The organism is Rheinheimera baltica (genome assembly GCF_030731985.1).
In the GTDB taxonomy this organism is placed as follows: Bacteria; Pseudomonadota; Gammaproteobacteria; order Enterobacterales; family Alteromonadaceae; genus Alishewanella; species Alishewanella baltica.
Genome location: NZ_JAPJDY010000008.1, coordinates 20456 through 35468, shown reverse-complemented (window position 1 = coordinate 35468; position 15013 = coordinate 20456). Strand labels below are relative to the sequence as shown.

At 46.1% G+C, this 15013-nt stretch carries 6 protein-coding genes; 2 read left to right on the top strand and 4 right to left on the bottom strand.

Annotated elements, in window-relative coordinates; genetic code table 11:
- Positions 1-4 precede the first annotated feature (4 nt).
- The 4 genes from gltB to ORJ00_RS13755 all read right to left on the bottom strand — a co-directional run bounded on the left by gltB (position 5) and on the right by ORJ00_RS13755 (position 10479).
- Complete coding sequence (gene gltB, locus ORJ00_RS13770; protein WP_027671518.1) at positions 5-4465, bottom strand: glutamate synthase large subunit; 4461 nt, start codon at positions 4463-4465, stop codon at positions 5-7.
- A gap of 391 nt (positions 4466-4856) precedes the next feature.
- Positions 4857-6035: a beta-aspartyl-peptidase gene (gene iadA, locus ORJ00_RS13765; RefSeq protein ID WP_306138120.1), complete on the bottom strand. Its 1179-nt coding sequence runs from the start codon at positions 6033-6035 to the stop codon at positions 4857-4859.
- A gap of 30 nt (positions 6036-6065) precedes the next feature.
- Positions 6066-7550, bottom strand: a complete 1485-nt coding sequence (gene yfcC, locus ORJ00_RS13760; RefSeq protein WP_306127119.1) for a putative basic amino acid antiporter YfcC — start codon at positions 7548-7550, stop codon at positions 6066-6068.
- A 52-nt stretch (positions 7551-7602) separates the two neighbouring features.
- Positions 7603-10479 carry a TonB-dependent receptor domain-containing protein gene (locus ORJ00_RS13755; RefSeq protein ID WP_306140121.1) on the bottom strand — a complete coding sequence of 959 codons (2877 nt, stop codon included), beginning with the start codon at positions 10477-10479 and terminating at the stop codon, positions 7603-7605.
- A 371-nt stretch (positions 10480-10850) separates the two neighbouring features.
- Here ORJ00_RS13755 and ORJ00_RS13750 point away from each other — a divergent pair, with 371 nt between their 5' ends.
- Positions 10851-12701 carry a cyanophycinase gene (locus tag ORJ00_RS13750; protein WP_027671522.1) on the top strand — a complete coding sequence of 617 codons (1851 nt, stop codon included), beginning with the start codon at positions 10851-10853 and terminating at the stop codon, positions 12699-12701.
- A gap of 23 nt (positions 12702-12724) precedes the next feature.
- The gene (locus tag ORJ00_RS13745; protein ID WP_306127116.1) at positions 12725-15013 is read left to right on the top strand and encodes an ATP-binding protein; all 2289 of its coding nucleotides are present in this window, start codon (positions 12725-12727) and stop codon (positions 15011-15013) included.

Below are 15013 nucleotides of genomic sequence, written 5' to 3'. Positions count from 1 at the left end.
CTCCCTACATCGCCTGAACCCGCAGCTCTGCTGACGAGCGTGCGCGGTGTCCCAGCAAGGTGTTTACATCGCTGGTTTTTGGTTTAACCAACTTAAATTTGCTTAAGTAGTTGCCAAAATCATTTAAGATTTTTTGCGCTTTGTCGCTGCCAGTTTCTTCAACGTGCTGGTGCAGCAAGCTACGTAAATGCTCTTGTAATATTGGCGTGGACACATCCAACGCTTCTATTAACTCAGGGTTTAATCGCAGTGATAAATCGTCCTGCTCGTCTAGCAAATAAGCAAAACCACCCGTCATACCGGCACCAAAGTTAACCCCGGTGCAGCCTAGAACCACCACCACGCCGCCGGTCATATATTCACAGCAGTTATCGCCAGTGCCTTCTACCACTGCTAACGCGCCGGAGTTACGTACCGCAAAGCGCTCGCCTACTTGCCCGGCAGCGTATAAACGCCCGCCAGTAGCACCATACAAACAAGTATTACCGGCTATGGTAAAACCGTTTTTGGCGAAGCTGGCGCCCTTGGCCGGGAAAATGGCCAACTGGCCGCCGGTCATGCCTTTGCCGACATAGTCGTTGGCGTCACCTTGCAACGACATATGTAAGCCGCCAGCATTCCACACGCCAAAGCTTTGGCCGGCGGTGCCATTAAAACGAATGCGGATGGGGTCGGTTGCCATACCTTGATTGCCATGCTGGCGTGCAATAAAACCCGATAACGCAGCGCCTACGGAACGGTCGGTATTGCGAATGTTCAGGCTAAGCTGACCACCGGTTTTATGTAGCACCATTTGCTCGCAGCGTTTGACTAAATCCTGGTTTAACTTGCCTTCGTCAAACGGCGTATTGTTTTGTACACAAAACAGCGCTTTGTCTGACGTAACACCACTGGCTTGCAAAATAGGCGTTAGATCCAGGCGGGCCTGCTTTTGTGTTTCGCTGTCTTTGATTGCCAGTAAATCAGTGCGGCCAATTAGCTGGGTAAGCTCTGTAACGCCTAACTGCGCCATTAGTTCCCGTACCTCAAAAGCTAAGAACTTAAAGTAGTTCATTACCATTTCAGGTAAACCGGTAAAGTGGTCACGGCGCAAGGTTTCATCTTGTGTAGCAACACCGGTGGCGCAGTTATTTAAATGGCAAATACGTAAAAACTTACAGCCCAACGCCACCATTGGGCCAGTGCCGAAGCCAAAACTTTCAGCACCTAAAATAGCCGCTTTAATAACATCTAAACCGGTTTTTAAACCGCCATCTACCTGCAAACGCACGCGGTCACGCAGGCCGTTTTCAACCAGGGCCTGGTGTACTTCGGCCAAGCCTAATTCCCATGGGCTGCCGGCATATTTTACTGATGTCAGTGGGCTGGCACCGGTGCCGCCGTCATAACCGGAAACAGTGATTAAATCGGCATAGGCTTTGGCCACACCAGCGGCGATAGTACCAATGCCGGGTTCTGACACTAATTTCACCGAAATAAGTGCCTGCGGGTTAACCTGCTTTAAATCAAAAATAAGCTGGGCTAAGTCTTCAATAGAATAAATATCATGATGCGGCGGCGGTGAAATAAGCGTTACGCCAGGCACCGAGTAACGCAGCCGGGCAATTTCGGCAGTAACTTTTTCACCCGGTAACTGGCCACCTTCGCCTGGCTTAGCGCCCTGGGCTACTTTAATTTGGATAACTTCAGCGTTAACCAGGTAATGCGGCGTAACACCAAAGCGGCCCGATGCCACTTGTTTAATTTTAGAGTTTTTCTCGGTGCCAAAACGGCGAGGGTCTTCACCACCTTCACCTGAGTTAGAGCGCCCGCCTAAACGGTTCATTGCAATGGCTAAGGCTTCATGTGCTTCGGGGCTTAAGGCACCGATAGACATGGCGGCGCTGTCAAAGCGCGGATACAGGTTTTGCTCGCTTTCCACCTGTTCCAGCGGCACCGGTGTGCTGTCTGCCAATTTAAACAAGTCGCGTAAATGGGCAATAGGGCGCTGATTCACAATACTGCTGTACTGCTGATAATCTTCATATTTGCCCGAACGCACGGCTTTTTGCAGGGTTTGCACCACGTCGGGGTTGTAGGCATGGTACTCGCCATCGTGTACGTACTTTAATAAACCACCGTGGTTTAGTGGCTTGCGTTTTAGCCAGGCCACCTTGGCTAATTGCTGTATATCTTGTTCAAAATCGACAAAACCTGCACCGCCAATGCGTGACGGAATATCAGCGAAGCATTGTTGCATTACGGCTTGATCTATACCCACTGCCTCAAACAGGTTTGAACAACGATAACTGGCGACCGTTGATATACCCATTTTCGACATGATTTTATACAGGCCTTTATTAATGCCTTTGCGGTAATTAAGTACTGCATTGCGGGCTGTTAAGGTAATAACGCCTTTTTCAACCAGCTGCTCTACCGTTTCGTACGCCATAAACGGATAAACACCAGTAGCGCCTAAACCAATTAATACAGCAAAATGGTGTGAGTCACGGGCAGAAGCGGTTTCAACAATGATGTTAGAGTCACAGCGCAGCTGAGCATTAACCAGTGCATGCTGTACCGCACCCACTGCCATTGCAGCCGGGATAGGTAACTTGCCTTGTTCAATACGGCGGTCGGTTAATATTACCAGTACCACATTGTTGTCACGTACGGCACTGATAACATTGTCACACAGTTGCTTTACGGCTTGCTCAAGGTTGAGTGTGGCCGGGTCGAAGTTCAGTGAGAAAATCTGATGCTTGTAATACTTTTCATCGGCTTGTTTTAGCTGTTTTAAGTCAGAATACATCAGCACCGGTGATTCAAACTGAATACGACGGGCGTAACCGGCGGTTTCTTTAAATACGTTATGCTCACGGCCAATACTGGTGGCCAGCGACATAACATGAGATTCACGCAGTGGGTCGATAGGCGGGTTAGTTACCTGCGCAAACTGTTGGCGAAAGTAATCAAACAAGGTCCGAGGCTTACGCGACAGCACCGCCATTGGCGTGTCATCGCCCATAGAGCCAACTGCCTCCTGGCCATCTTTGGCCAGTACGGTCATTACCTGATCAATTTCTTCGTAGCTGTAATTAAACAGCTTGTGATACACCAGCATGTCATCATCGGTAAATACCCGCTTGCCAATTAAATCAGTTTCGTACTGCTCATAAGGCACTAGCCGCTGCACGTTAGCATTTAGCCAGTCGCGATAGGTATGACGCGCCATTAAATCGGTGTCAATTTCATCTGAGCGCCAGATTTTGCCGGTAGTGGTATCTATTGCTAACATTTCGCCCGGGCCTACGCGGCCTTTTTCGACCACTTCATCTGGCGTGTAGTCCCAAATACCTACTTCTGAGGCTAGTGTAATCAGTTTGTCGCGGGTTATAACAAAGCGGGCAGGGCGCAAGCCGTTGCGGTCAAGATTACAGGCTACGTGTTGCCCGTTGGTCATAACAATGCCGGCCGGGCCGTCCCACGGCTCCATATGCATGGAGTTAAATTCGTAAAACGCTTTTAAGTTGTCATCCATTACGCGGTTGCCCTGCCAGGCTGGTGGCACTAACAAACGCATGGCGCGGAATAAATCCATGCCGCCGGCTAACAGCAGCTCAAGCATATTATCCAGTGAGCTGGAGTCAGAGCCACTTTGACTGACAAACGGCGCGGCGTCTTGTAAATCGCTTAACAACGGTGAGGCAAATTTATATTGCCGGGCACGGGCCCATTGGCGGTTGCCGGTAATGGTATTAATTTCACCGTTATGCGCTAAAAAGCGAAATGGCTGTGCCAACTGCCAACGTGGCATGGTGTTAGTGGAAAAGCGCTGATGGAATACGCAAATAGCCGTTTCCATGCGAATGTCGGCTAAATCGAGATAATAACGCGGCAAATCTGCCGGCATCATCAGGCCTTTAAAAACGGTAACCAGTGATGAAAAGCTAGGGATATAAAAATCGGCATCGTCGCTAAGTTGTTTCTCAATGCGCCGACGCACCATATATAAGCGGCGTTCTAAGTCGTGATCGCCCCAGCCGTGCGGGGCATTGACAATAACCTGCTCTATGGACGGCATAGAGTTAAGCGCCAGCGGGCCAAGCACGCTGCTGTCTACTGGCACAGTTCGCCATGCCACCAGCGTTAGGGTTTCGCTGGCTATTTCACGGGCGATAATTTTTTTGGCTAAAGCCGCCTTTACTGGATCCTGGCTGAAAAAAATCATGCCGACGCCATATTTTTTTGCCAGATTCCAGCCGTTCTCTTGTGCAATGGCGCGGAAAAAACTATCCGGCTTCTGCATCAATAAACCACAACCATCGCCGGTTTTACCGTCAGCGGAAATGCCGCCGCGATGTTGCATCCGGTCAAGGCCGTTAATTGCGGTTCTGACGATCCGGTGGCTGGCAGCGCCTTCCAAATGCGCTATCAGACCGAAGCCACAGTTTTCTCTTGCCTGACTGTGTTGGTACAACGCCATGACTCACCTCCAAACTTGTCCTGATATTTAATAAATATTAATTATTTATGAATTATTATTCTTTTAAGTGATTTTTTTGCTGCTGAAAGAAAATAACGGTTACTCTTTCAGAGGTCAATGCGCTGTAGAGTATTTGCTCTGGAAGTTTTTAGCCATCTAAACGTTCAAGAACTGACATGTATACCTTTAATAGATTAAAAAAGCAAGCTGACTTTATAGTGCTATACCTTGCACTAATCGCAGTTAGCATACTTTTCAAAATGAAAATTAATTACATGAATTGGCGATATTTTTGCCGTTTATAACGGTTGGCACAAAAAAAAAGCTGCAAACGCAGCTTTTTTAATAACTATTGTATGTGCAGATGCGCCATATTTATGCGCTTCTGCTTTTACTCAAAAGTACCTTTTACTATGGCGTTGCCCTGTTGAACTAATAGGGTTCCTTTGCCAATAACATCACGGATCTGCAAGTTATCCTTGTGCAGTAATACGATATCTGCGTCACAATTTTCAGCAACACGTCCTTTGTGTTTTAAGCCTAATATTGCTGCGGGTGAGGCAGATATACTACAAATAGCATCTGACAGTGATACCTTGTGCTGCATTACCGCGTCGCGGGCGGCCTGATACAAGCTTTGTACACTGCCTACTTGTAAGCCCAATAGTTCGCCTTCGTCATCGTAAATAGGCAAGCTGGCATTGCCATCGGAACTGAGTGTTAACTGCATGATATTAATGCCATGCTGAAGTGCTTCTGCTAATGCTGCAGCAGCGGCTACTTCACCGTGTTTGAGATCAAATTCCGTTGTGCTGGTGGTAAAGTCAATTACGCCACCTTTTAATGCAAACTCAAGCCCGGCTTCAAATACCCTGCGGTTGCGGTTCATGTGCGTTGGGTAAAACTGTTTTAGTTTTAACTCGGTACCGGCAACGGCTTGGTATATCGGTTGTAAAATACGTTCACCAGCGCCCATATGCACGCTCACCACGCCACTTTTACCGGCTAATATGCCACCAACGCGAGCAGCTGCCGCCACTTTGCGTATTTCATCAGTGGTGGGCTGAGACGAACGATGATCACTGATGGCAATTTCGCCAACACCAATAAATTTATCAATGAGAATTAAATCATCCGTAATATTGCCCATCAAGGTGCGACAAGGAATTTCATACGAGCCGGTATGGCAATAGGTGGTAATGCCTTCAGATTCCAGCGCATGGGCCTTAGCCAGTAAATTTGTCAGGGTGCGGGTAGTGGCATCGGTACCCAGCACACCAACTGCTGTGGTGACACCACCTAAAGTTGCATCGGTAAGCTGCATTTCGGGTGTGCGGGTAGCAAAGCCACCTTCGCCACCGCCGCCAATAAAATGCACTAACGAGTCAACAAAGCCAGGGGTAAGATAGCAGTCTGTTGCATCTATAACCTGAACGGGCAGGTTACTACTTGCCAGATTAAAATTAGTGCCAATAGCAGCTATTTTACTACCGGCGATAACTACGTCCTGTCTGCCAAGTGACAGCGGTGCTATCAGCTCAGCATTCTTTATTAGAATTATAGCGTTCAAAATTTTTACCTCATTATTGTCGCTGGGCGATTACTGATAGCCGATGGCGACAGCGAGTAACATAAAGGAGCTGGCGAGCAAGAACAGCCACAACTGTAATTTCCAGACAAACTTGAACCACACTGTCCAGTCAACGCGGACTACACCCAAGCAGCCAATTAACGCGGCAGAGGTTGGAATAATGCAATTGGTTAAGCCATCACCCAGCTGAAATGCTAATACGGCAATTTGGCGGGAAAGTCCGACTAAATCGGCCAGTGGTGCAATAAGCGGCATAGTTAACGCCGCTTGACCTGAGCCAGAGGCAACGAAAAAGTTAAAAATGGACTGAATAACGAGCATTAGCCAAGCCGATAAATAGGTAGGTAAGTCTCCCAGTGCCTGACCGGAGTAATACAGCATAGTGTTAAGCACGGAAGGGTCTTCCGGGTTTTCTCCACCTAACATCAATACGATGCCTTTTGCCATACCGACGATCAGTGCCGCCGGTAATAGCTCTGCAGCGCCTTGTTTAAAACCATCTGCGGCTTCGTTCATACTTAAGCGTTTGCCTAATACGGCAATAACGGCGATAACGATACCTATAGTAAAAAACTGGCTGGCAATTTCTGGTATATAATATTTGCGCGTTGTAACGCCCCAAATAATCCAAACCAAACCGGCGAAAAATGCCAATAAAATAGTGCTGTCTAACGCACTGTATTGGTGTTTAGCGTCGGCGGTTTGTTGGGCACGGAGCTTCTGATCCGTGTGATAACTTAATGACGTTTCAGGGGCGGTTTTTATCTTGGCGGCATAACGCATGGTAAAAACAATGCCAAAGGTGGTAAATACCAACCACATGGCTATGCGAAGATCTGCACCAGACATCAGTGGTATTTCGGCAATGCCTTGGGCAATAGAGACATTAAAGGGGTTCATCCACGAAGTGGCGAAGCCAATTTGTGTCGCAACATAGGTCACCAGTACTGTGGTGATGGCGTCGTAGCCCAACGCCAGCATTAATGGCAGCAATACAATGCAAAATGCTATTGCTTCTTCGCCCATACCAAATACGGCACCGCCTAAAGAAAATAAACCAAACATTAATGGAATAAATAAAAACTCCATCCGTTTCGTCTTTTCTATTAGAGCAAGTATGCCGTTATGAATGGCGCCGGTTTTCATGATAATGCCAAAAGCACCACCAGTGAGCAGAATAAAGGCCACAACACCAACAGCTGAACCCCATTTATTGCCCGATACCAAGCCTTCAAAGGCATAATTAAAAAAGCCAATACCGCCGCCTTCTGCAAACAGTGGCACGCCTTGTTGGCTGTCCTGTACCAGTGTGAAGCTATTAGGATCAATTTTGCCTTTTAATTTAGCCGCCCCTTCAGCAACGGGGGCAGGCTCGGTTAGGGTAAAAACCCCGGCCGGAATAAGGTGTGATGCAATAGCAGCCAGTATCATTACGAAAAATAGAATGATAAAGGCGTCAGGCATCGACACCGGTTTATTGTGTACGGTAGACATAAAAGTTACCTGTGAAAGTAGATAAAACGGGGGAGCATGCTCCCCCTACGACTTAAAAGCGATAGGTAGCAAGAACCCGGTAGTTGCGACCCATTACATCATGGTTAATAAAGTCGACGTCTTTATAACGACCATAGACAAATGGTGGATCTCGGTCCAGCAGGTTATCAATATTCAGGCTTACAGTCAGATTATCTGAAAAATCATAGCCAAAATTGGCGTTAACTTTTGTCCAGGATGGTACTCTGCGGTCAATATCAACACCTTGTCCTGCCAACAAATCAATATCTGCAGGTTCTAACAGGGCTACTTCATCCTGATAATCACTGGTGTAATTAACACTGATACCACCGAACCAGTTATCGCCACTGAAGCGTAATTTCATACTGGCAAGTAGTTTAGGATAACGGAAGCTACCCGCTAGCTGCTCAGTACCAGAGAATGCAGTGCGGTCGCGGGTAAAGCTCATCAGTTTAGTAACGTCTGCACTTAAACGGATTGTCGCCCAATCACTATCAAAACGCTGGCTGTAGGTAAAGTCGATGCCTTTAGTTTGCTGGTTACCCGTATTCTCTAAAAGTAATATGTGGTCGCGAAACAAGGGTAGGCTGGTGGCGCGGGTATCAATATCCTGCCAATCTGCAAGTACTTGGTTTAAATCTTCAGTAAAGCCAGACACCAGGCCTAACTCATCACATAGCTCTGGATCAAAAGCGATACCAATCTGGTCCGCTGGTACCAGCCCGCAGTAGCGTAGACTAGGGTCGTTCAGGGTGCGTACCAGCATCGATTCTAAGTCAGTACCGATAATCTTTTTATGATCAAACTGCCAGTAGTCTGCGGTGAAAGTAATATCCTGTGTCGGGCTCCAGGCAAAACCGGCGCTGATTGATTCGGCCTCTTCTGCCTTCAGGTTAGGATTACCAAACTCAAGCGTATTGGGTGTTATCTCACCGCCTACTTCGCCGCCACAGAACAACTCAGCAAACTCAGGCAGGCATCGGGCCGTGGTACTGGTAGTACGCAACTCAACGCCAGCTTGCGTTAAAGATGGGGCGCGGAACGAGGTAGCCCAAGAGGAACGCAATACCAAGCTGTCTGTTGGCCGCCAGGTCAGGCCAACTTTTGGGTTTACGCTGCTGCCAAAGTCGTCATAGTTGTCGTAGCGTGCTGCCAACTGCAAGTCAACAGTTTCAGTCAAGGGAACGAAAAGTTCAGCAAATGCCGCCCATTGTTTACGCTCGGCACTGGATTTACTTGAACCAAAACCAATAACATCTACCAGATAGTCGCGATCAAAACGTGATTGAGCGATTAAATCTGGATTATCGTTTAACTTCTCCTGGCGATATTCAACACCGAAAGCAGATGCGACAACACCAGCAGGCATCTCCCAAAGATCGCCGTTCAAACGGAAATCGGCACTTAGCACTTCAGATTTACCTTTGCGAGACGGATTCTCTGAAATTATTGACAGAACGTCGTCATTACCAGTCTGACCGCCAAAAGGGTTAAACCAAAGGCCACCGTCATTTGGCGAGCAGTTTGTGCTGCCATCTGAGCATAATTCACCAAACAGTGCGGCATTAAATTTGTAGCGGTTATAGATACCAGCTAATGCGCTTTGGTCAGACTCACTGCGAGAGTACATTAGTGCACTTTCCCACTCAAAATCGCCAATATCACCTTGTAAAGCAGATACAAAACGAAACGCAGTCGTCTCATTTTCAATTTGACGTGGCGCTAAAAAACGCCCGCGTAATTCAACAACATCGACGTCAGCGCCATTTGGACTCGATTCAAAGCCCGGGTAAATCAGGGAAGCCAGCTCGTCGTTATTTTGAATAAACGGGTTATCATAAGCAGCGAACAGCCAGTTACTTTGATCCTGCAGATTGGTGAAGTTGGCCGGAGTACTCTGTGCTGTTGATTTTGTGCGGCTGATAAAAAACTCGTTAGACCAGCGTACGTCATCCAACTCAGTATTAAGTATAAAGCCACCTGAAGCCGACTCCAGCGCTGGACGGATTAGCATATCTTGGTTTGGATTGTAGCCACAGGCTTTATCGCCAAAAGTCGGATCGGTGACCACAATTAGCTCAGCTGGACATGCAGGATCAGGAAAACCAACATACTCATCAGATACTGGATCCAGAAAATCTGATGTGGTATAGCGGACACTGGCAAACTGGCCTCGGGTTGACAAAGACCAAGTTTCATCGGTCATTTCCCGGTCACTATAGGCAAAGTCTTTGCGGTCAAAGTAGTCGGCAAACATGGTTAAATTGCTTTTGCCAAAGCTTTTACCCCAAATTAGGTTAATACCAGTTTTGCCCTCGTCGGAGCTCGCCATGGAGTTGCCATAACTTAAATCTAGCTCTGCACCCTCAAAATCTTTTTTCAATACGTAGTTAATTACACCTGCAACGGCGTCGGCACCGTAAATTGCAGATGCGCCGGTGGCGAGAATTTCAACCCGCTCAATTGCTGATACAGGTATAGAGTTTATATCGACAAAGTTTTCAGTACCTGCAGCAAAGGAAGATGCTGCAACCCGTCGGCCGTTGATTAGTGTCAGCGTAGATGAAGGCCCTAAGCCTCGCAGTGATGCTGCCGCTTGACCGGCAGGCGTGTCATTGGACGCGGTACCACTTTCTGACGTCGAGAAGGTGCCTGAGCCACCACGTAGCTGACCAACATCTTTTAGTAAGTCATAGACGGTACTTGCGCCGGAATTTTTAATATCATCGGCAGAAATAACCACCAATGGCTGTGTGCCTTCAAGGTCGACGCCTTTGATACGTGAACCCGTTACCTGAATTTTTTCAATTTTCTGCTCTTCTTTTGTAACGTCTTCAGCAGAAAACACTAATGGGCTAACAAAAAAGCTACCAGCCAAAGCTAGTGCTAAAGGAGATAATTTATGCATAGATACACCTGTCTTGACATGACACAGCCTGCGATATTGTCCGCATGAATGTGCTTATAATTATTTATATTAATTTTTTATGGTGCAGGAATAGAAGCCTGCCAGACACGGTTTAGTGTCTGACATGTTTCTACTCGTTAAACCACTCTGACAGGTAGTAAGACGAGTAGTAATATGAGCTTAGCGCGAAGGCTTTTTTTAACATATCACTACCAAAAACATGAGATGATGAGAATTAAACAACGCTATTAGATTTACTGCTAATTGGCAAAGAAGTCAATACAGGATAATCTATGCATATAAATATTTGACGTTGCTATCTGTCGCACCGGTAGTTGAACATTTGTACGCTTAGGATAAGAAAGAGAATAATGAAATCATTTAGCTTTTATACAGCCGCTGCCATACTTGCCTGCAATGCATCTGCTGCTAATGTGAACGATACCAAGAGTTTTCCGGATTATTCGATGGTATTAGTTGGTGGTGGTTTGCAAACCTGCAGCTCCGTTGATGTTCGATATTGTAGTGGGCCTGAGCCGTTTACTGCTGCCTCAAAATCTGACGAGGCATTTATGTTATCGCCAGAGCATTTGGCAAATATTGCTGACAACGCATTTTGGACCGAAGAACGTGTTATTGAGCAGCAGCAAACTTTAGCACTGCTAGAATATATGCGCAGTAAAGTGAAGAGTGAGCGAGTCTCAGAACGCGAACTTTTAAGAATGTGGCGCTCTGCTGAGATTGAAATTGATGGTATCTGGGTTTCCGGTAGAACGAATTATAGCGCTTTGAGTGATCGTGAACGAAATTTTGTGCTTGATCAACTGCAAGTAATGGCTGTTGTTAGCACTGATTCAGCCCGTAGTACGCCAAAGCGGCAAAAAGAATTTGCTGATTTGTCTAAAACTAAAGATGGTTTTACCGTTGAAATATATAAAAAAATAGTTGAGTTAGCTCAGCAAGTTGCGGGTAGTCAACGCAAACCACGTATATTGGTGGTAACCGCGTCAGGACGTGATCCTTTTGCTGCGGTAGATATGTATGTCAACGTATTTAAAGAAGCGGGAGCTGATGTAAGTTGGTTGCCGTTAAATGCAGCCTATCAAGCCGCACAGCACAGCTTGGTTAATGATGCTGCAAGTTGTGATCAACTCCCTCAGTATCTTGCTGCCTACCATGGCACCTTCCAGCGAGGCCGGGTGTATCCGGATTTAATGCAGGAATTGAATAACTTTTGCAAGCAAGGCAGTGACGGTGCGGTAGAGCAAATACGCCGGGCGGATGCTGTTTTTATCAGTGGTGGTGATCAAAGTTTAGCGGTGCAAGCGTTTCGCCAGCCTGATGGTTCTGCCACGCCAGAGTTAAAGCAAATTGAATCGATGATAGCCGCGGGACAGATTATTGTTGCAGGCACAAGTGCCGGCACCGCTGTTATGGCTGGTGGCAGTTATCAGGGCAAAAGAACCCCAATGATAACTAATGGTGATAGCTACAACGCCATACAATACGGTGCTTTTGACTTACCAGCACCGCAGCCGGGTTGTGATAGAGATCAAAGCTGTACCAATGGTTTAGCTGAAAATCATCTGACATTTAATGGTCAGGGGGGGCTTGGCTTATTCAACTGGGGCATTTTGGATACCCATTTTTCTGAACGCGGCCGTCAGGGGCGCTTAGTTCGTTTACAAAATGATACTCAAACTCGATTTGGTTTTGGTATAGATGAAGCAACCGCTTTATTAGTTGCTGCCGGTCGTGGAGAGAATTCGCCAGACGTTGTCATGGAAGTTATCGGTGCTGCGGGTGTGTATATTGTGGACAACGAGAAATCGCAAAGTTCTGGTGAAGGTGCTGCAACGAGCATTACTAATGTCAGTACCCATTACCTTACCCGTGATGATAAATTAGAAATTAAAGATGGGTTTCTACGTACGCGTTTTGCCGATTGGAAATTTGCTGCAAACAACACTTTATCGCCAATGTTAAGCTCTAGCGAACTGTTTGAACGAAACAATTACAAGCAGCTGGCTCAGTTACTATGTACAACGCAAAGCCGTCGTGCTGATGCCAAGGCCGTACGCATTGGTCAGGGGCATACAGTTAATTTATATAAGGATATGTCATCTTATACCCGTCAAGGCGTTTATCGTCAGCAAGGTGTAGACATTGAGTATTGTTCATATCGTAACCTGATGTTGGATATACAGCCTGCTAATCAATAGCCGTATGGTGAGGTGAAAACCTGATGCAAGGACCTATTCATCCACAGGTTAAAACCTTCGCCAGTTGGATTCGTAAATGGGGAAAGTTTAAGCTGGCGCTATTGTGCCAGCTACTGTTTGTTGGCATTGCATTTGTTGTAGGGGCGGTTTTTGGTCTTGTCTTAAACAATACAATTAACTGGCAACAAATTCAGGGAGCACTGATTTTTTCTGTGTTGCTTGGACCGGTATGCATCTCTTTTCTATTTTATCTTGTGCTGCATTTAGATGCAGCTTTATCTTATCTGGAAGACTCTGCCCACCAAGAGCGTTTGTTAAATGAAGGTATGCAGGACAATATTCGTCAGCTTAACTTTGAGATAGAAGAACGTAAAAAAGCGTTTCAGGCTAAACGTCGTGCTATTGATGAATTACGAAAAGAAATTGCTGAGCGAAAAAAAGCGCAAATTGAACTGGAAGAACAAAGCTTATTGATCCGCTCCATTGTTGATAGTTCTCCTGATTTATTTTATTACCGCGACGAAACTGGACGGTTTGCCAGTTGCAATAAGATGTTTGAAGTGATTATGGGCAAATCGGCGGTAGAGTTGATTGGTCATTATCCAGCAGAAATTTATACAGACGATAGTGCGCAGGCTGCGATTCTAACGGAATATGAAGTTAGCATGCAGCCATCAGAGCTAACACTTGACGTTGAATTTGTAAAAGACGACGGCCAGGTTCTGTGGTTTGAAATGCGTAAAGTACCATTTTATGACCGTCATGGCCGCTATATTGGCTTATTGGGTTTTGGTCGGGATATTACGTCGCGTAAGCTAGCTGAGCAGGCGTTGGAAAAAGCCTATCAGGATAAAGGTAAGTTTATTGCAACGTTAAGCCACGAGCTGAGGACACCGCTTAACGGTATTGTCGGTTTGAGTCGGCGTTTATTAGAAAGCCGTTTGACTAAACAGCAACATGGTTGGGCAAATACCATTTTTAGCAGTGCCGAAACACTTGGCAATATTTTTAATGATATTATTGATTTAGACAAAATTGACCGTCAGGATCTGGATATTGTTTATCAGAGTGTGGCACTAAAGCAGTTCATTAGTGATATTGCCAATTTTGCAGAATTACTATGTCAGCAAAAAGGATTGCAGTTTAAATTAACCTGTCAGGGCGATCTTGATGTTTTTTTACGGTTGGACCCAACGCGTTTGCGACAGGTACTATGGAATCTTTTAAATAACGCCGTCAAATTTACTGCCAATGGGCTTGTAAGTTTACATTGTGAAATAGATAGTGCTGAGCATGAGTTACATTTCTTAATCGAAGATACCGGCATAGGTATTGCGAAGCAGGAACAGCAGCGCATTTTTGACATGTACTACAAATCTAATGATGGCCGTCGCCTAAGTATTATGGGGTCGGGAATCGGATTATCTGTTTCGCGTGCGCTTATTGAAGCGATGCAGGGCGATATACACGTTAGCAGTAATATTGGTGAGGGTAGCCAGTTTAGTGTCAAATTACCTGCCCAACAGCTTGCACAAGAGGCACAGCACGAAATAGCCTGCCCAGAATTGACTATTTTGTTGGTTGAAGATATCCCCCTCAATGCTGAGATTGCAATAAGTTTGCTTGAACAACGAGGTCATACAGTTTTGCACGCTGAAACGGGAGAAGATGCGCTGGCATTTTTGGAAACAGAAGATGACATTGATCTAGTACTGCTTGATATGCAATTGCCTGATATGAGTGGTGAGCAAATTGCAAAGTATATACGGCAAGAGCCCCATTTGGCATCTCTGCCTATCGTTGTATTAAGTGCCAATGTGCGTAAAGCAGAACATCAATTAGACGGTGTACTGATCGAAGGGGCACTAGCAAAGCCAATTAACACAGGTAAACTTGACCAGATGTTGGCCCGGTTGTTTTCACCAAGCGCTGTTAAGTTATTGCACACAAATGAGCCGGTTGTATCGGCAGAATCACAGATACTTGATGAAGCAATTTTGAATGACTATTTGCAATCGCTTGGTAAGGAAGTTGTTCGACGCAGTGCCCAGTTGTTTGCGCAGTTGTTACCTGGCTATATGAATAAGTTAGTAGAAACCGCAGTTCAACGTCAAGAAAAAGACTTTCAGGAAGCCGCTCATAAACTTAAAGGTGCTGCTGCATCTGTTGGGCTTTTATGGGTGCAAAAACATGCGAAGAGGTTAGAACAAGAGCCGGTAAACTGGCATGGGTTGGAACGGCAATTGGTAGACTTTCATCTAAAAACAGAGCAGCACATGGCTGCTCTGTCTGAGTTCATAGAACAAGCTTAA

Bases quoted from the DNA above. Each gene is read 5' to 3' on its own strand.
- gltB (WP_027671518.1), bottom strand. From the start codon at position 4,465: ATGGCGTTGTACCAACACAGTCAGGCAAGAGAAAACTGTGGCTTCGGT.
- yfcC (WP_306127119.1), bottom strand. From the start codon at position 7,550: ATGTCTACCGTACACAATAAACCGGTGTCGATGCCTGACGCCTTTATC.
- ORJ00_RS13755 (WP_306140121.1), bottom strand. From the start codon at position 10,479: ATGCATAAATTATCTCCTTTAGCACTAGCTTTGGCTGGTAGCTTTTTT.
- ORJ00_RS13750 (WP_027671522.1), top strand. From the start codon at position 10,851: ATGAAATCATTTAGCTTTTATACAGCCGCTGCCATACTTGCCTGCAAT.
- ORJ00_RS13745 (WP_306127116.1), top strand. From the start codon at position 12,725: ATGCAAGGACCTATTCATCCACAGGTTAAAACCTTCGCCAGTTGGATT.